Genomic DNA, 18,913 nt, shown 5'->3' on the forward strand with positions numbered 1-18,913 from the left:
CTGGTTATCAGGCCGACGCTGCCGCCGGGGCAGCAGGCGATGCGGCTTGCGCTGGAGCACCCGGGCGCGATCCGGAGCCATCGCTGAGCAAGTTAAGAACCTTGATACCGGCCATTTCAAAGCTGTCTACAATCTCATTGGTCTTGGTTTGCAAAACGGAATGAACCAATAACATGGGAATTGCCGACATAAGACCAAAAGCGGTGGTGTTCATGGCCACAGAAATACTCTGGGACAGCAAACTGGCTTTTTGCGCAGGGTCTGCGGCTGCAACCGCCGTAAACGCGGCAATCAAGCCAATGATGGTTCCCAGCAGGCCAAGCAGTGTTGCGATATTGGCAAGGGTTGCAAGATATTGAGTACGTTTTTCAAGTCGCGGCATAACATCCAGCAGCCCTTCTTCCATGGCGTACTCTATGTCTTCACGGCCCTGACGACGAGCCAACCGCTGAAGACCATAGCCGATCATAGTCGACATGCCTGTGCCGGAGTTCTGCGCGTAGTTCAGCGCTCCCTTGAAATCTCGCTTTGCAATCATCTGATGCAGACGGTTGAAATCTCTGCGATTGGTTATCTTTTGAGCAGACAAGTAAACGTATCGCTCAATGGCTACAATGAGTCCGATGATCAGCACAACGGCGATCGGAAACATAAAAAAGCCACCTTCCTGGAAGAAGCGAACGGCAGTATCGATCATTTTCTGGGCACTCCATAGTCCGAATTTTGGGATAGTCTAAGCGCTGCTCTGCCTTAAAGGGGGTAAGTTAGCAGAAGTCTTTGTTGTGGTTTGTTGTAGTTTGCACTCGGGCACAGAAGCACTGTGACACACATCTCACTGAACCTCCGGTATCACTGTGCCCTGCTCATTATTGAATGCCTCATGATAACGGACAAACCGTTGAAACTCGTAGCGCTCTAACGGCGCAAATTGGTGCTCAACCATTAATTGCTCATCCGGTGCCCGAAGCTCCTCCACTTTTGCCGGCTGCCAGGGCACCAAATACATCACCGTAGGCACCTCCTGATCGCCCCGAATACGGGTGCCTTCAATGGTCACTATGGCCGATTCCTGAGCTTGGGCAAACGAATCGTAAAGCAATGCCAGACCCACACAAAGGATTTTTCTTCCCATTGATCTCACGACCTGTACCTCGCATTAAATTCTGTTTTTTGCATCGAACATCCAGTCTTTCAATCGTGGGTCGGGGTCATCTGCGAGTGCTTTGTATTGCTCATATAACGGCAGAGCTTTGGCTGGCTCTCCAAGATAAATGTCCAACAAAAATGCCAAATTGAGTATTACAGGCACGTACTCGGGATTGGTAGCAAGGGCCTTTAGGTAATATTGCTCAGCTGCCGGGAAATCACCGGTCATCCGTGCGATAACACCGAGGTGATTAAGCGCAACGGTATGGGCCGGGTTTACGCTCAGAACCTGTTCAAACCGGTTTCGGGCGAGCTCCACATCACCTGCCTGAAACGCCAGCAAACCTAAATTGGCAATAGGGCCAGGCCGGTGCGGGTACTGTGCAGCCATCTGCTCAAAGCGGGCTTCGGCCTCACCCGTATCACCGTTTTGCATCAACACAACGGCTTCGGCGAATACCGCCTGCAGGTGCACTTCCGATTCTTCCGGGGAATCCTTGAGGGCTGGTGCATCCAATCCCTCAGGCCCCAGCGCACAACCAGACAGAAGCAACAGTAGCAGAAGCGCCGCGCCTAGATTTTTATCCCAGTTCATGAACTACCTCGGCGGTAACTTCAGGCTTGTTGTAGCGGCCGGGAAGCAGGCGACGCAAGGATTCATAGCTACGTTGTATCCACTCGTCGAAAATACCCTCACGGGCACGTAGGATGTTTTGTTCGTGGATATCTATGGCGTTGTCTTCGAATGGATAAGCCTGCTCTTCCAACAAGAGCTCGTATTGCGAAAGCTCCAGTTCGCTGAGTCCTTCCGGACGTTCAGAATCCATCAAATCGGCGCCGAGGCGGCTGTATATGTGAGCAATCTGATAGCCAGCTTCTGTGGCATACGACGACAGCCCATAGCTCGCTGTTTTTTGGTAGGCACGCACAGCCGTTTCCAGTGCATTCGTTTTGGCCACCATGCTTTTATTCAGAGGTAAGGTCAGGCGGATACTGTCGTAGCGTGCCAAAGCACCCCGCGCCAGAGTTGCGGAGGCAGATGCAGCCAAGTAGCGCATGCGTTCATCTACAAGCTCGGGGCTTTGATCAACCTTCTCCATTTGCCGATTTAACCAGAAATTACGCTTCTCAATGTCCCCACGGATTTGGTAAAGCTCGGCCAGTCGGTTGGCCGCTTCCATAAAGGTGTCCGCTGGCTCGGGGTGACGATTGGCGTATTGCCGCCAGGTATCTATAGCTTTGGCTTGATTACCGGCTTGATCATATAGCTCTGCCGCTATCTGCAGGTTTTGCCTGCGCTCCTCTGGTGTGGTGGCCATCGTTACCATTAGATTCAACTCGTCTCCAGCCTTTTCCCATTGTCCAGTTTCCCGATAAGCAAGGGCCAATTTTGATGGCACCGTTTGAATCAACTCATGGTCGGGAAAACGCGAGCGAAACCCGGTTAGTACGTTAATCGCTTCGTCCCAGCGTGCGGCGCCAACCAACAGAGAGGCCGCATCATATTGTGCATTGGCATTCAGGATAGAAGCTGGCGCAACGGCTCCCACACGCAGGTACTCACTTACGGCAGCATCTAAATTTCCAGCTCTTGCCAGCTGTTCTGCTTGACGAAATACTGCAGCTGCCATGTTTTCTTCTATGCCAGAGCGCCTATCGTCCTCAGCGGCCATCATAGCCAGTGCATCACGGTAGGTTTGTTCAGCTTCAGCGTAGCGCCCAAGCTCAAACAGACTGTGGCCCGCCAGTAGTAAAGCCTCGGTAACCAACATAGGATCTGCTGCTGGCGTCCAGGTGGCCAAGCGCTCGGCCATGGGGATGACCTCTTCAAGGTTTTGCTGGTCAAATTCCCGTTGCAAAGCGATGTAATAAACACGCGGGCCCCGAGGGTCTTCCGGGTATGCATTGACAAATCGAAGGCGGTTGAGCTGTTGCATCTCTTGCAGAGCGAAAAGATCCACCGTTGTTTCAGCCATCCAACTGCGGGCGTACTCCCGATAGGCCAGCACCGAGGCATAACCCGCCTCTGCGGCACGATCAAACGCAGAGCCAGCGGCTGGAAAATCATAAGCAACACGTTCAAACGCGCTGATGGCATCTGGCCACTCTCTCAGGTCTACATAGGTTTCAGCCAACAGAAACAACCGCTCCGGCGTACGGGGGTGATCCGGAAAAGTAGCGGCAAATTCAGCATAGTAAGCCGCAGCCTGTCGGTAGTGTTCATCCGCACTTAAGCTTCGCTCACTTCTATTTGCCTCGTGGTTCCGAGGAGTTTGAGGCTTGCGCGCATTCTTTCGCTCCTCCCCTGCCAGCAAATAGTGGCGGTCTGCTAACTCCGGCAGCAGTCGTTCGAGTTGGCTTTCAATATAGGCCTGCGTTTCATGATCAGCCTCCGGCCAGAAGTCGCTGTATATTCCATAACTTTCTACAAAACCAGCTTTACGATCAGGAATAAATTTATCAAAACCGGCAAGCTCGAGGGTGTCGATTGCTCGCATAGAGTAACGTGGCGCCCAACGGCTTCGAGGGCGCTCTTCAACATAGGCATCAAAAACCGCAATAGCGTCTGTGTATCGTTCACGCTCAATGAGCAAGCTGGCGTAGCGGTCGTACACCAGTGTTTCGTAGGGTCGACTGCCCGTTTGGCGAAACAGGGATTGCAGGGTTTCAGCACCATCAAGGTAAGACAGTGAAAGTCCAAAAACCCGGAACAGATCTTCACTAAGGGTTTGATAAGGCTGATCCGGCATTTCTGCCAATCCTTCAACCGGCATGATCAAATCCAGCACAGCGATGTAGCTATACAGCGCCTGCTGATAGTCGCCCTGTTTAAATTGACTCCAGCCTTTCATGTAATGGGCGTTCATTTCGAAAGATGAGTCTGAGTTGCGTGCGCTGCTTGCTCGCGTGACTTCATCAAACGCTTGCTCCGCTTCCGAATAGCGGCCGTTTATAAACAGGATATCCCCACGGCGAAACTGGGCTTCTTCCCAGTATGCTGCCCCCGGGTAATCTGCTACCAGAGCATCCAGTGCACCCAGCTGTTCACTGGTCATGCCGCGCAACTCATAGGCTCTTGCCAGCTGGTAGTAAATCTGGTCGTTACCGTCACGCTCCGGGTAATCCGCCAATAAGCTTGTGTATGCTGCGATGGCGCCAGACAAGTCATCCTCTGCTGAATCCGTCAGTATGCGTTCGGCCCGGGCGAATTCGAGATCCGCAAGCCTATGTCGAATCGTGATTTGCTTGACTGGGTCTTCCACCAGCGGCAGTAAATCCTGATAACTGCGCATCACGGCTTCAAGAGAGACCCTATCCGCCGGCAACTGCTCCGGCGTTCCCCCACGCTCGTTAAGCTCCGTAGCAGGTTCAGTATTTAGAGAAGTAAGAGAAGCAAGGGTTCTCGGCTCGGCAACGGGGATATCTCCATCGCTATGCCCCCACCACAGAGTCTGACACCCAGTAATCAGCAGAGCCGATACTACGGGCGTTAACGCTCGGGCAGCTTTGAGAGAATAGTTGCAGGCCGATAACTCTCGGGCTAGGCGCCTCTTACTCATCAGCAGCCTCCGTGCTCTGGCCTGCCCGGAACAGTTGATCCGCCAGCCGTGCTTGAGCATGACGGGATGCCACCAGATAGCGCTGCAGCTCCCTGCCCTGCTGTTCAAGCGCCTTATCCAAGCGCCCCATGAGAATATTGCGTGCTTGCGCTATGGCCTCTTGTACCTGCGCTTTCAGCGATTGAATGTCATCGCCTTTGCGGATGAGTCGACCAGCCAACTCGTCATGCTTTTCATCACCTGCCACCAGAGCGTCTATGGCCGCTCTTTGATTCTCGAACTGTTGCATTTCCGCGTTCAATTCACGCAACTGTTTCTGGGCAGCCCAGCGATTTACGCCGTAATCGTTCGCAAGGGTCCAATCGAAGTAGGCTTTCATTCGCGCATAATTGGTGCGCTGGCGCTCAACACTCTTGCCATCGCCAAGTGAGCCTTCAGGAAGCTGTGCAAGGGTCGCGGCTACTCTGTCCAACCGAGCCTTTAAGGTTTTCTGCTTGGATGTCATGAAAAAGTCAAAGTCATCAATAGCAATGGCTGCATCAATCTCCGCACGAAACGAGTGTTGTTGCTCCACCCATTCATCCGCCTGTTGCTGTTCCAGCTCAAAGCGCGCCTCGCGGCTTCGACGTTCGCGCTGCGCCCGGCGGGTTTCCAGCATAGTTTCAAACGTGCTGAACTGGTCTTCCCGCTGTGTCAGCAAGGTTTGCATCTGGTAAAGCTCATTGAGTTCGCTCAGGGCCTGCTGGAAAGGCTCCGTTGCCAGCACATCTGAAATGCCAAAATCCGAGGGCATCACCCGCAGGCGACCGTAGGCGTCTGTTGCAATCTCGTCGTTGTTCCGAAGAAAACTCAAACGCGCCATCAAATTCTCTTCAGTTAGGCTCTGACGCGCCGCAACGAGCTCTCGACCACGAGATTCGTAGTGTTCGGAAGCCTGGACAAAGGCATTTAGCGCCTTACGGGGCTGGTTTAATTGTTCAAGCACGTATCCCCGAGCGTAGGGTACCTGCTCGCGCCAGGACAGAAACAAGGTACGTTGCGACAGTGCCTCCAACGCATCCAAAGCCCGTTGCAACTGGCCCTGCTCTGCCGCTGCAACGGCATAATCGTATAACGCTGTATCGGAAAATACTCCGTTCAGAGGCATTGCGCTCAATAGCCTTAATGCGTCAGCAAACCGGGCTTCTCTCAGATGTAGCCGAGCGAGCGATAACCGGCTTTTATCCAACAAAGCACGATACTCAGAATCTCTATCGTCTGCTGGCGTCTCGCCTTCCATACGGGAAATCAGTTCTCGCAGACTTTGCTGTGCTTTCTCGACATCCCCGTCCGTAACCTCGGCCATAGCTATGTTGTAACTCAAATAGTGAGCCCATACGCCTGAGTGTTTCAGTCGTGCACGCAGGTGCTCCACCAGCGTCTCGCCGTTCGAATTGTTGCTAAGGTTTTCACGAGGGCTTTCATCAGAGCTTGCGTAACTGCTGTTATAGCTATCGGACAACATGGCTAACCGCGCTCTCAGGTAGAGCCACTCTGCGTATAGCTCCGAATCACTTTCTTCTAATACCGGCCCATCCACCTTTTGAAAGTTCTCATGAGCTTGAGGGTAATCACCTTCTAGGTAGAAAACTTTACCAAGATAAAACCACGCTTGGCTGCGAATACCGGGCACCAGAGTTACCCCAGAGTTTGCACCTCGCTCACCCACTCCTCTTTCATTTCTACCACTTTGAGCATCAGTATCCTTGGTCTCTTTAAGTAACCGGGCGAAGAGATCGCGAGCTTCCCGCGGCATTCCGTAGGACAGCATTAGCCCGCCTTTAACTAATTCCGGATAGGCTCCATGACCACGAATTCCGCCACGTTCACGGGCAACCTCCAGCAATGTTAGCGCTTTGAGCGCCTCGCCTTGATGATAGTTATAGAGCACCCAGCCGTACGCAGGATCCTTGGCCCTTGCTGGTGCTGCATCAGCATTAACCAGAGCCGCATCGAGCATAAACAACAGGCACGCCGCTACTACTGCAACGAAACGCGAGCCTGAATCAGGCTTAGGTGCTCTTGGGAGGAAAACCACAGGCCGGTTCACTCCCACTCCACAATAGAAATCACTGGCTGGTAATTCGATGAACGATCTTGAATGCGAATTTCCAGAGCCGCCGTCTCGGTACCCTTATCAAACGCCAGAGTGGCCGCTTGCTTGTAGGCGCGATTGTCCGGCCCCATACCTTCTACAAAAGCCGTGACCTCGTGAGTTCCGGTTTTGAGGTTACCCATATACAAACGCTGCATGCCACCCCGCTCAAGAGCGATAACCTGACGCTCGGTATAGAGGTGGGAAGCCACAATCTCGCCGTTAACTTTCAACTTCACCGCATCCAGCTCTAAGAATTCACCAGCGTCGAGGCTTAGGAAAACGGCGAATTGGGTGCTAGCGGGAAACAATAGATCCTCTTCCAGAATAAAAAGATCCCGGTTAAGGCGAATAACTTTCTTTTTGAGATCCTCAACGCGCTCCGCAACGGCTCTGGTATCTTCGGCTGCACCAGGTTCGGCTGCCACAGCAGCACCCGTGAGCAGCATTAATGCAGCCAGAAGGCTGGCGGCCAAGGGTTTAAATGAATCCGTCATAATCTGGTTTCCTGCGTACTCAATATTCAAGAATCAGTGATGCTCTGGTCACCAGTGCATCAAATGAATAAAGCGGCTCCTCTCCCGGCGAGTAATTGCCCGAAGCGGTTACATCCCGGAAATTGTCATAATCGAAATTCAGCCAATCCAGCAGCAAACTGAATTGCAGGCGCTTGATGCCGGGCAAGGATGTTTGCTTCCACTCATAGACCGCACCGGTTGCCAGAGTTGTGCCCGAAAACGCACTCATTTCCTTGTCTCTCGCCAAATGGTTCTGTGAGTTTTCATAGAGAAATAGATCACTGTAGAAATCCGCCTCACTCTGGCGGTAATAACGAACCGAGCCTTCCAACGACCAGTGTTGGTTCAGGCCGTGCACGTAACCAAATTGAAGCGTGTGGGCCTGAATGCCCCAGGTGTCCGTAAAATACCGGTACTCGCCGCGAATGGAGGCTCTATACGGCAAGTGGTAAATTGCTCGCGCAGCCACCGATGTGCTGGTCCGGGTTTCCGGGTAGCGCTCGGGTTGGTAAAGAAATGCAGTGGCATCATTAGGATCCAAATATCGGTTCTGGCGATAGGGGTTCTGCAAAAAACCCTCATCTGTAACCACTTCCAAATCCAGCCCAACCAGCATGTTGCGGGTTAGCACCTGACTCAAGCCGAGCTGGAAGTTACGGCGGTCGGCGTCTTCATTAAAACTGTCGTTTCCACGCTTGCCGACTTCATCCCAACCACCTGCATAGCCAAGAGTGACGGTCGACATTCCACCAAAAAACTCTTGGCTTACAGTGAAGTAGAGGGTATTGGCTTCGTAGTCGTTCTCCGAGCTGTTGGTAAAGCCCAGACTCATAATCGCCCGGTCGTACAAATAGTCGACTCCGAGTGTGTACTCAGTGCGTTCTTCTTTATAGGCACTTGCGGTTGCCAGTACATCGACAGAGGCAGCAGACACCATATCCACGTAATACTGCCCAGACACCGATACCTGCGGCCCAACACTCTTGCGCGCCAAAATGACAGGGCCGTCAATCACCATTCCACCGCCATCATAGCGGTGGTAGAGCATGTCTACGCTATCAATGGGCAAGGTTGCAGCATGGACTAGCGGGCCAAGCGGGCATAAAGCCATGGCTGTGAGACTTACCCACAACAACCTACACAACCTGCGGATATCAATTACACCCACAACCACCTCCCGCACCACCTTCCGCTCCGCGGGCAGACTCTCTGGACTGATACACATGATTCATATAGGAATCAGCTTTGCCATGGCGGCTCAGGCTCATGATTGGGTCGGCTAAACGATCCCTTTCATAGGGTTTTACCCAAGGTTCTATAGAGCTGCACCCAGCGGTCGCCAAAACCATTAATGCCATTATTAAAGGCACGATGATGGTTGTTTTACGCATTTCGCTTGCCCACCCGGGAATCACTCTCGCACCAACTCTCTAATTTGGGCTTCATACTCGTCTTCGTAACCCGGTTTGTAGCCATAGTGAATGTAGCGGGCGTTGCCATCACGATCGATCATCACGGTCGTTGGCATGGCAGGCACCTCGTAAAGCTCGCTAACTGAGCTTTTCGGGTCGTACAGGATCGGGTAGTTCACCGGTACCTTGTCGAGAAAACGTAAGGCCTCACCCCGGTTTTCATCTACATTCACCGCTAAAATGGTGAAACCTAAATCTTGATAGCGGCTGTAGAGATCGTCCATCAACGGCATTTCCTGTCGGCAAGGGCCGCACCAGGAGGCCCAGAAGTTCAGCATAACCACTTCGCCACGATGATCTTCAAGCCGGATATTGTCTCCAGCACGGCTTTCCAATGTGAAATCCGGAGCCGGTACGTTCATCGCCTCTGCCTGTGCCAAGGTTGCAGCGCCAGACAATACCAGTACCAATGCGGCGGCTTTTACTGGGTTGTTCATTTCAAGGCTCCTCTATTTAGAAAAAGACCGACAGCCGGGTGCTGATCTCAGTGTTCATGGATGTTTTCTCCGCGCCCACCACATCAATCTGGTAATAGTGCTGGCGTACACCAAGGTGTATCGCAAGGCTGTCCGTAAGCAAAATTTGATAGCCGGCTCCAGCGTTTAGAGTAAAGCGGGTATCGCCTCCGAAGTCGGTTGCGCCGGCACCGCCGATCAGATAGAAATTGGTATTGAACCCATAGTTTTCAGTAAGAAACGCCTGCCCGGGTAGAATGTTGTAGCCAAGACTGATGTTGTAATAGCTGTAATCGCGCTCACTATCCGTTAACACCTGTACGTTGCCCGCGAGATTCTCGAAACTGGTTGCGCCCGCTTCGGCAAAGCCCACTCCTGCCTCGAAAAAAAATGATTCGCTCAGGTGGTAGGTAAGCTTGCCTCCGTATACAAACGACGATTCAAAATCCTCAATATTGAGCACACCCGCAAAGGCGCCTATCTCGAAGTTTTCGGTATCAATTAGCGCTTGGTCAACGGGCACTGGCTTTACATCCGGCTCGATTAAAGGCAGGTCGTTGCGCTCGGGCTCATCTGCAGCAAACACCGAAGGCGCAATAGCCATAAGGTGTGCAATGCACAACCCGGTCAGAAAAAGATGCTTAGTCCGATTTTCCATTCTGTCGCTTCTTCATTGGTTGATCGGCTGGTAAAGACTTTGTAGTCCTTAACCTCAGCCCGGATGAAATAACGCTCTGAGATATAGGCTCGCAACCCTACACCCGCATGGCCAACGCTGTTGTCTCGTTCCTCAGGCACCGCGAGCGTTGCTTTCGGGTCCACCCATATATGGCCTATGCCAAGGGTGAAAAACGGCGACACCCGCCAATGGGGAAATGGCTGATGCACGATGTTGGCGTTCACCATGAGCATTTCCGAAGCGCTACCCAGCATCTGTGAACCCCAGAGCTCGGCTGCTAAATTGGGAGTAAACCAGTAGCCTCCATAACCGGCGGTTACCGGCGCACCTTGGAACCTTCCCATCATTATTCCGGCTTCAACATTCCGCTCACTGAACGCGGCTAAATCCGGCACACCAAGGGCAACTCTTTCACCGGTTGCATCCCTTGTTTGGGCAATATCGGCCACCGCCACCCAACCCTCACGATCTTTGCGGTCCCGTACCTTTATCCAGCCGGTTTTGCGTTGTAGAAGTGTCAGCCATTCTCCCTGTTCACTGCTGTGAAATATTGGGTACCCCATCGCTGGACCTGTGCGCCAAGTAACAAAAGGCTCCACAACCTGAACCACCTGCGCAGGTTCATCGTCACCCCACAACCAGCCCGCCCAAACAGTCGCAGGTAAACAGAGCATGAGTAACAGAATGACAATGGGCATGAGTGTTTTGTCGGTCCCGGATCAGTTTTCTGGAGCAGCGAATGGGTTGTTGTAATATTGGGCCCCTAAATCCAGCCATTCCGCCACAAGACGCAATTCCGCAGGTGACAGGAAGCCTCTATGGGAACCCTCCGCTCCGAAGGCATCCCGGAACCCGTCGCTGGCGAGAGCACCGTTGACGGACATGCTGGACCTCACTGGCACAGGAACGAGAATAGGTTGCTGATTACCATTTTCATCCAGAATAGGAACGCCCTCTTCATTTCTAAGAACCTCGCCAGAATCGATCAGCCGATCTCGCAGAACACCCTCGCTGAGCTCTTGTTCGTTATCGGGGAAGAGCAGTTCTCGATAGGCTTTAAAATGCAGTGGCTCGGCATCGGAAGGGCCGTCTGTAAGGTCCAGTTGTGCCGCTGCAATGGATGGCACACCGGCAGCGTCGGCGTTGGTATGGCAGCTGGTGCATGTTGCATCAACGCCTAGAACATCGCGGCTCAAGCTCCAAAGCGGATGAATATGGGCTTCGTAGTTGATAACCACCCGGCAATTGGCTGTCCAATCATTGGCGCACACGGTGGAAATCGGAGGCGGTGTTTGCAAGTTTTCATAGGCCAGTGTTCGATCCTCTACACCTTCGGTAAGGTTTGTCCACTCCCCTTCGCTGTCTATCGGATCTGGTCGTGGCCGACGCAGCTGCTGCGTCCGCGCGTATACCTCTGCCATGGTTTCGCCCATATCGGCAAATAGGGTCGGGTCTGTCCCCGGAAAAGGCAGGCCGGTGGTACTCGCACCAGTCCAAACAGGTTCCGGACCCGCCTCGGGGCGGCCATGGGGAATGTTCGATTGGGAATCGTGACAACCCTGACATTCCAGAGTTTCACCGGGGCGTACCGACAGCCAATTTTGATGGCGATCGCTCATCCTGCGCCCCTGAGCGTCCAATACGCTGACCGCAAAGGCGACATTTGCAGGCACAGCTACTTTTACCGAGCCATCCGGCTCTACCGGCACATACCCGAGAATTTCCCGCATAAGCTGCCCACGACTTCGGCCAAACGCGCTGTTATCAAAGTCCCATACGTTGTCATCAGGCATGGAAACAGGCTTTTCCAAGCGCAGGAATCGGGCCGGGCGCTGAGCAGCTGGTGTGATAGAGGGATTTGCCGTTGTCGCGATACCGTTTGGCGCCATATCGACACCATCTACATCGTACACACTGCGAATGTGTAGAATACCGTAGCCTAAATCCGCTAACTGGGCGGCCTCGCCCGTATACTGTGAGTCAGGAATATAGCTTTCCAAAGGGCGATCCCGCATTAGAACGGCTTCGTCAAACTGCTCACCCTCCAACGGCACCACAACGGGCTTTTGGGTTCCGTTTGTAATATCCAGAAGCCAAATGCCGTATACCGGCGGCGCCGGAACATAGGCGTCGGACTCCAGTCGCGCCTCGGTACAGTTTACAACTCGGCCAGATGTCGCCTCTTCGAGTCGGCATGGCGTCCAGCTCACAAGATGCCTACCGGTGCCATCCATTAGCGGCGAAATGGAGCTATAGCGCCCCTCCAACGTCAACTCGCCATCAAGTCTGACACCCGAAACCAAAGAAACTTGGCCGGTTCCTTCCGTTCCGTCGATACGTATTTCGGCATCCACATAATTGTGGACATCAATTTCGACCGGCATGGAGGCATAACTGTCACTTTCGAAAGCACGCAAGGGCACCAGCACAGAATCTGAGCCAGTTTGACGGGCCTTCAGGTACTCGATGTCGGTAGCCGCCGGAACGGAATCGTGGGAGTTTCGACCATAGAGATAAGCCAATCCTGTGCCATCGGGATTTACACGATAAAGGTTAACCCCGTTGTTACGGGTTTGACCGGCATTGTCCCAACGACTGAATAAGATCGAGCCATCATTAGTTACCAACGGGTATAAGTCATGGCTCTGATTAAACGTAATTTGCTGAATATCGCTGCCGTCGTCATCCATAGTGTGAAGCACAAACGCTGGCGCATTCCGGTTCTCATCCAAGCCCGCAAACTGGCCTTTACCTTCATCCAACAAGATGGCTTTGGAGATAAGCTGTCGGGTGGAAGAAAATACAATACGCCCATCCGGTAGATAAGCTGGCGCCACATCCTGACCTGTTTCGGCGATTACGTTAGAGGTGATGATTCGGCGCAAATAATCGTTTGCGTGATTGTATTCCCAGATATTCCACGTGGGCTGATCTTCGTCATCGGCACCTTCTATTTCCGGAGCGCGCATGGCAAACAGCGCACGATTACCATCATGGGAAACGTGCAAGTCTTTCACGTCGTAACGCAAGCGGCCCGCATCATCCAGAAACTCCGGGCCCGAAAAGGCTCTAGAAGACACATCGATTGCACTGGCGTCAACGGATGCATTGGTTTTTAAATACAAGCGCGCATCCGCGCGAAAGGCGGAGGGATCGGCCAGATTATCGGGAACCAGCGCGCCACTGGCGTCGAACAGCAATGGACGCTTTATAAAAAGAACCGGGTCCTCAAGCACCACCGGGTCAGCCTGCTGGCTATCCGCACCCGACAAACAACCTGCAAGAGAAGCTGTCAGGCCAAGGCATAACAGTGCTCTAAACAGCAGTGTTCTAAAAAGCACAGTCCCAATAGGCTGTTTCGGTCTGTAAGGCACGCGCCCTAGCTCCAATAAAAAATGATGTCACTGCTCTGCAGCAAACGAAATGCATGGCCTAAACTAAATCTGTGCCGCTGTAGATCTCTACGGGCTTTGCGTAAGCAATTGTAATTCCGTGGCGCATCCCACAACTCCCGTAGTAAATTGCAAGTATAAACTATTAACAATTGTAAAATTGGCCTATTGTGCACCAGTTAAAATTATTGAGGGCAGTGACATGAAAGCCAAAGTGGCAACGCGATTTGGCGCATTCAAGGCGTGCAGTATGTCACTCCTGATTTTACTTGCCGCTACACACACAGGTGCGGCTAACGCCGGAGCGCGGGAGCAAGCCAAGCGGATTCATGACCGAATTGCAGGCGTACCCCCAGCGCCCTCTGTTCTTAACAGTATGGAGCAGGACATTTTGTCAGGTCGCAAGCTTGATGCGGCCTATACTGCATTGGCTGACCCGGCTTTTTACAATGTAACCCTGAAAAACTTTGCAGCACCCTGGACGAACGAAGCGATGACGCCTTTCGTGCCGCTAAACGATTACACCGCCACGGTGATCGGCCTAGTAAGGGACGATGCAGATTTTCGTAAAGTGCTTTATGACGACACACTATATGTCGGTTTCTGGAGTGGATTGCCTCCCTATTCCAACTCGGGCAATGCGCATTACGAGCAGATTGATCAGCTTGGCTACGACCTGTCCGACAAGCAAAATTTCAAAGGTGTAAACCAATCTGCATATAACGGCCTTCCCACGTCTGCCACCGCGGGCGTACTGACCTCCCGTGAGGCAGCCAGAGCCTTTTTCAGTGCTGGAACCAACCGCGCCATGTTCAGGTTTACGCTCATTAACCACATGTGCCGCGATCTAGAGCAAGTGGCCGATGTAAACTTGCCTCCGGACAGGATTCGTCAGGACGTTTCCCGCAGCCCTGGAGGCGACAGCCGCGTTTTTTTAAATAACTGCGTGGGCTGCCACACGGGCATGGACCCTATGACACAGGCGTTCGCTTACTACGATTATGATTACAACCCGGACAACGACCCGGATGGTGCGCTAGGCCAACTGGTGTATAACACCGTCAACGACATCGACCCGGATACTCAGTCGCGAGTTCAGGGTAAGTACCACATCAATTCGACAACCTTCGAACAAGGCTACGTAACCCCTGACGATCAGTGGGACAATTACTGGCGTCAGGGTGCTAACCGACGAATGGGCTGGGATGCCAGCCTGCCCGGCTCAGGCAGTGGTGCAAAAAGCTTGGGTAAGGAATTGGCGCATTCTGATGCGTTCGCCGAATGTCAGGTTAAAAAAGTGTTCAAAAATGTGTGTCTCAGGCCGCCCTCCACCAACGCAGACCACTCACAGGTCAGCAACATGGTGGCGAGCTTCAGGTCCCATAACTTCAATCTGAAGCAGGTGTTTGCCGAATCTGCTGTCTACTGTGCAGGGGATTAATACCTGATGAGACCACTAACCTATCCCCGTTCAGGCCAACACCAATCAATACTGTCCATTACTTTAATGGTATTCGCCGCTCTGCTGTTAAGCGCTTGCGGAGGTGAGGCCACAGAGGCTCTACCCAACACGTCATCCGGTTCCGGTGCTGCAAACTACAGTGGCCCGCCACCCGCCACAGGCGATGTACAAAGTTTCAAACTCAATGTTTGGGATAAGCTCGCACAAGATAACCGATGCGGCTCTTGTCACGGCGCTGGTGGCCAGTCGCCTACGTTTGCAAACCAGCAAGACATCAACAGCGCCTATGCCCAAGCAAATAGCATTGTGAATCTCGCCACCCCTTCCCAGTCGCAGATGGTTACCAAGGTAGCCGGTGGCCATAATTGTTGGACGACCAGCGATTCTGTCTGCGCCGATATTATAATCACCTACCTTTCCAAATGGGCTGACGGGGGAACCGGCTCCCTTAAAACCGTTGAGTTAAAGGCGCCCGATCTGAGGCCTCCGGGAGCCACCCTTGCCTTCCCAACAGACAGTAGTGGTTTTGAAAACACAGTGTACCCGGTACTGAAAACCTACTGTGCCGACTGCCACAGCGATGGCGGGCAAACGCCTTACATTGCCAGCGATAACCCGGACATTGCCTACCAACAGTCCAAGAGCCGGATGGACCTAAACACTCCGGAAAACTCCCGTTTTGTTGTTCGCTTGAAAAGGGATTTCCACAACTGCTGGGCGAATCAAGGCGAAGCAGACTGCGATTGGTCGGCAGGCATGATGGAAATGGCGATAGAAGAATTCGCTCAACCTTTATCACCCACTCCGGTGGACCCGGCTCTGGTTGCCAGCAAGGCGCTGGTGCTGGAGCAGGATGGGTTATTGGCGAATTCAGGCGGTCGTTTTGAAGACAACATCATTGCGCTATATGAGTTCAAGGCCGGGCAAGGCCAAATCGCTTACGATACCAGCGGCGTCTCCACGGCACTAGACCTTACGCTCAGCGGCAACGTGGACTGGGTGTTGGGTTGGGGTATAAATATTGGCCCCGAAGTCCAAACACAAAGCGGCCCTGTAACACCCGCAGGCAAAGCTCAGGGCTCGACCGCTAACAGCCGCAAACTACATACCTTGCTAACTGGCTCCGGTGAATATGCCATCGAAGCCTGGGTCGCACCGGGCAATACCACTCAGGAAGACGCACGAATCATCACCTACTCCGGCTCTGCCAGCACGCGCAACCTTACGTTAAGCCAAAGCCTGCAACGCTATGAAGTGCTTCATCGAAGCACCACCAGCGATGAGAATACTCCATTCGCAACTCAAGACGGCGATAAGCTCCTGCAAGCCACACTACAACATGTGGTGATTAACTATGCCCCTGGCACCGGACGGCAAATCTTTGTTAACGGCCAACACTCTGGCGATGTCGACCCGGACAATGCAGGTCTACTGTCCGAATGGGATAACAGTTTTGCGCTGGTTCTAGGCAACGAAACCGACGGCAACTCACCTTGGCAGGGTGCCATTCGCATGGTCGCCTTCCATAGTCGGTCGCTGACGCCGGAACAAATCAGAACCAATTATGATGTGGGTGTGGGACAGAAGTTCTACTTGCTGTTTGGCGTATCCCACCTGATTGACGTGCCTGAAAGCTTCGTTGTTTTCGATGTTAGCGTATTCGACAACTACAGCTATCGCTTCACGGCACCCTTCTTTATCAGCTTGGATGAGAATGCAGAGCCATCAAACATCCCGCTTGAGGGAATGCGTTTGGGTATTAACGGCAAAGAAGCAACCGTGGGGCAATCTTGGGCAAATCTGGATGTAACTCTTGATAGCGAAACATATGTGCCCGGAACCGGCCAGCCCTTATCGCGGCTAGGTACGATTATCGCCCTCGAAAATGGCCCTGCCAGCGATGAATTCTTTTTAACGTTTGATCGACTTGGAAGCAGCACTTTCTCACGCTCTGAGCCTTCCTTGCCCGGAGCCGTCGCACCGCAAATTTTGCCACCTTCATCGGACATTGGCCTAAAAACCTTCGATGAGGTTAATGAATCTATGGCCCGCATGACGGGCATTCCCCGCACCAACGAGGCAATTGCAAACACCTTCAACACCGTGAAGCAGCAGTTGCCAACCGTGGAGAATGTTGAGGGTTTTCTTTCCTCACACCAAATGGCCATTACTCAAATGGCGATTCAGTATTGTGACGCTTTGGTTGCAGACGCTTCGAAAAGACAGGCGTTCTTCCCCGGCTTCAACTTCTCGGCCTCTGCAGCCACTGCGTTTAATACCAGCGGCAAGCGCCAGATTACCGACCCTCTGTTGGCGCGATTTGTGGGCGACAATCTTGGAACTCAGCCGAGCACACAGTCAATCGAAGGGGAGCTGGACAGCCTCATAGACACCCTGTCGCAGTGTGGCGGCGCCACCTGCCCGGCGGACCGCACCGAAACCATTGTTAAAGCAAGTTGTGCTGCGGTGCTTGGCAGCGCCACCACCTTGGTTCAGTAGAGGACAACGCTCATGTTTATACGCAAATCTCGTAAACGGCCTCTGGCCAATGGTGAGCCTCTCCTCCACAGCGACCACTCGCGACCAAAGACCCGGCGGGAGTTCATTGCCCAAGGCATGATGGCCGGCACTGCTACGGTGTTAGGCGCGTCCGTATTTAGCCTGTTCGCCAACCCTAGAATGGCCGCTGCAGAACTGTCGCAGGAACTGAAAGATAGCTGTGGCATCGGCATACCGGGGGCGGGAAAAATACCTTTTATCTGTTTTGACCTTGCCGGAGGCGCCAGCATTGCAGGCTCAAACGTGCTTATGGGTGGAAGCGGTGGCCAAAAGGACTTTCTAAGCACTGCGGGGTACAACAAGCTAGGGTTGCCCGGCGACATGCTTCCAAATGACCCTGCTTTTGTGAATGAAGAGCTTGGACTTGCGTTCCACTCGGACAGTAGCTTCTTGCGGGGAATCCAACAAAGCACCAGTGCTGGAACCCGAGCGGCGGTCAATGGTGCCGTAATTGCTGCGCGTTCGGAAAACGATACCGGCAACAACCCGCACAATCCTATGTATGGCATCTATCAGGCCGGTGCCGACGGATCTCTGCTCTCGCTGATTGGCTCTCAAAGCTCTCAATCCGGCGGCAACTCCATGGCGCCAATGAGCATGATCAACCCGAAAGTACGCCCCACTAAAATAGACCGCCCGTCGGATGCAAAAGGATTGGTGGATGTGGGCGACCTTACGTCCATCCTAAACCAATCCGATGCCGTTTCTGTGATGGAAGCTGTTCAGCGCATCAGTGATGCCAAAATGAATAAGGTAAATACCAAACTCGGTTCTGGTGCCGACGCAGACATCAAAAAATTGGTGCGCTGCGGCTACGCCAAGAGTGCAAACTTGATCGAGAATTACGGCAACCCAGCCATTCTTGACCCTATGCTGGATACCGACATTGTTGGCCCCGGCGGGATATTCTCGAGTACGGAATTCTCAGGCAACCGAGAATTCCAAAAGACTGCCTCTGTGATGAAATTGGTTATGAACGGCTACGCGGGTGCGGGCACCGTGACCATGGGCGGCTATGACTACCATACGGGCGAGCGGGCAACTGGTGAGCGCCGCGATGAACTGGCTGGCCGTTGCATGGGCGCCTGCCTCGAATACGCGGCAAGGGTTGGGGTGCCTCTAATGCTGTACGTGTTCAGCGATGGCTCTGTGTCCAGCAACGGGCGCTTGGACGATTCTGAAGATGGCCGTGGCAAAGGCGAGTGGACCGGCGATAACCAGCAGACCGCAGCGTCGTTTTTCTTGGTGTATAACCCCAACGGGCGCCCTACCCCCATACGTAACCAGATTGGCTTCATGCGCCCGGACGCATCTGTGGAAACCGCATCCAGCCCGGCTGCAAACAATGTAAACCAGTTAGTTCAAACCGTTCTATTGAACTACATGGCGCTGCACGGCGAGCAAGGTGCTTTCGCATCAAAATTTCTTGGCCATGGGTTAGGTAATGCGGCTAGTCAGGACAGGCTGATTGCATTCTCTGATGTGGTTAGCGGAACCATTCCACCGAGGCGCTAACGCGTTAAAAGGTGAAAGCGC

The 18,913-nt window shown here is 53.1% G+C and carries 15 protein-coding genes; 3 read left to right on the forward strand and 12 right to left on the reverse strand.

All coding sequences use genetic code 11. The features are described 5' to 3' along the window. Window positions 1-7: 7 nt before the first annotated feature. The 12 genes from KO508_RS15515 to KO508_RS15570 all read right to left on the reverse strand — a co-directional run bounded on the left by KO508_RS15515 (window position 8) and on the right by KO508_RS15570 (window position 13,338). Window positions 8-697, reverse strand: a complete 690-nt coding sequence (locus tag KO508_RS15515; protein ID WP_216009202.1) for a MotA/TolQ/ExbB proton channel family protein — start codon at window positions 695-697, stop codon at window positions 8-10. Between the two features lie 135 nt (window positions 698-832). Then, the gene (locus KO508_RS15520; RefSeq protein WP_216009203.1) at window positions 833-1,132 is read right to left on the reverse strand and encodes a hypothetical protein; all 300 of its coding nucleotides are present in this window, start codon (window positions 1,130-1,132) and stop codon (window positions 833-835) included. A 24-nt stretch (window positions 1,133-1,156) separates the two neighbouring features. Continuing rightward, a complete protein-coding gene (locus KO508_RS15525; RefSeq protein WP_216009204.1) occupies window positions 1,157-1,741 on the reverse strand; it encodes a tetratricopeptide repeat protein in 585 nt (194 codons plus the stop codon). Beyond that, window positions 1,728-4,706, reverse strand: a complete 2,979-nt coding sequence (locus tag KO508_RS15530) for a tetratricopeptide repeat protein (RefSeq protein ID WP_216009205.1) — start codon at window positions 4,704-4,706, stop codon at window positions 1,728-1,730. Before KO508_RS15530 ends, KO508_RS15525 begins: the two co-directional genes overlap by 14 nt. After that, window positions 4,699-6,795, reverse strand: a complete 2,097-nt coding sequence (locus KO508_RS15535; RefSeq protein WP_354668046.1) for a tetratricopeptide repeat protein — start codon at window positions 6,793-6,795, stop codon at window positions 4,699-4,701. The genes KO508_RS15530 and KO508_RS15535 overlap by 8 nt, the downstream gene beginning before the upstream one ends. Further along, window positions 6,792-7,337, reverse strand: coding sequence for an AraC family transcriptional regulator (locus tag KO508_RS15540; RefSeq protein ID WP_216009206.1), 546 nt, complete (start codon window positions 7,335-7,337; stop codon window positions 6,792-6,794). Before KO508_RS15540 ends, KO508_RS15535 begins: the two co-directional genes overlap by 4 nt. 19 nt (window positions 7,338-7,356) lie before the next feature. Further along, a complete protein-coding gene (locus KO508_RS15545) occupies window positions 7,357-8,583 on the reverse strand; it encodes a DUF3570 domain-containing protein (protein ID WP_436836624.1) in 1,227 nt (408 codons plus the stop codon). Continuing rightward, on the reverse strand, window positions 8,513-8,749 hold the full coding sequence (locus KO508_RS19095) for a DUF4266 domain-containing protein (RefSeq protein WP_216009207.1): 237 nt from the start codon (window positions 8,747-8,749) through the stop codon (window positions 8,513-8,515). The genes KO508_RS15545 and KO508_RS19095 overlap by 71 nt, the downstream gene beginning before the upstream one ends. Before the next feature lie 20 nt (window positions 8,750-8,769). After that, window positions 8,770-9,267: a TlpA disulfide reductase family protein gene (locus tag KO508_RS15555; protein ID WP_216009208.1), complete on the reverse strand. Its 498-nt coding sequence runs from the start codon at window positions 9,265-9,267 to the stop codon at window positions 8,770-8,772. Window positions 9,268-9,283: 16 nt separating this feature from the next. Beyond that, the gene (locus tag KO508_RS15560; protein ID WP_216009209.1) at window positions 9,284-9,943 is read right to left on the reverse strand and encodes an outer membrane beta-barrel domain-containing protein; all 660 of its coding nucleotides are present in this window, start codon (window positions 9,941-9,943) and stop codon (window positions 9,284-9,286) included. After that, a complete protein-coding gene (locus KO508_RS15565; protein WP_216009210.1) occupies window positions 9,913-10,662 on the reverse strand; it encodes an SH3 domain-containing protein in 750 nt (249 codons plus the stop codon). The genes KO508_RS15560 and KO508_RS15565 overlap by 31 nt, the downstream gene beginning before the upstream one ends. A 21-nt stretch (window positions 10,663-10,683) precedes the next feature. Then, a complete protein-coding gene (locus KO508_RS15570; RefSeq protein ID WP_354668047.1) occupies window positions 10,684-13,338 on the reverse strand; it encodes a hypothetical protein in 2,655 nt (884 codons plus the stop codon). Between the two features lie 268 nt (window positions 13,339-13,606). On the opposite strand from KO508_RS15570, the gene KO508_RS15575 reads away from it, so the two are divergent. Genes KO508_RS15575 through KO508_RS15585 form a run of 3 tightly spaced genes read left to right on the forward strand, consistent with a single transcriptional unit; the run spans window position 13,607 to window position 18,892 of the window. Then, window positions 13,607-14,797: a hypothetical protein gene (locus KO508_RS15575; RefSeq protein WP_216009211.1), complete on the forward strand. Its 1,191-nt coding sequence runs from the start codon at window positions 13,607-13,609 to the stop codon at window positions 14,795-14,797. Window positions 14,798-14,803: 6 nt separating this feature from the next. After that, the gene (locus tag KO508_RS15580) at window positions 14,804-17,317 is read left to right on the forward strand and encodes a LamG domain-containing protein (RefSeq protein WP_216009212.1); all 2,514 of its coding nucleotides are present in this window, start codon (window positions 14,804-14,806) and stop codon (window positions 17,315-17,317) included. 12 nt (window positions 17,318-17,329) lie between these two features. After that, window positions 17,330-18,892, forward strand: a complete 1,563-nt coding sequence (locus KO508_RS15585) for a general secretion pathway protein GspF (RefSeq protein WP_216009213.1) — start codon at window positions 17,330-17,332, stop codon at window positions 18,890-18,892. Window positions 18,893-18,913: the final 21 nt, after the last annotated feature.

The organism is Marinobacter salexigens, from assembly GCF_018860765.1.
Taxonomy (GTDB): domain Bacteria; phylum Pseudomonadota; class Gammaproteobacteria; order Pseudomonadales; family Oleiphilaceae; genus Marinobacter; species Marinobacter salexigens_A.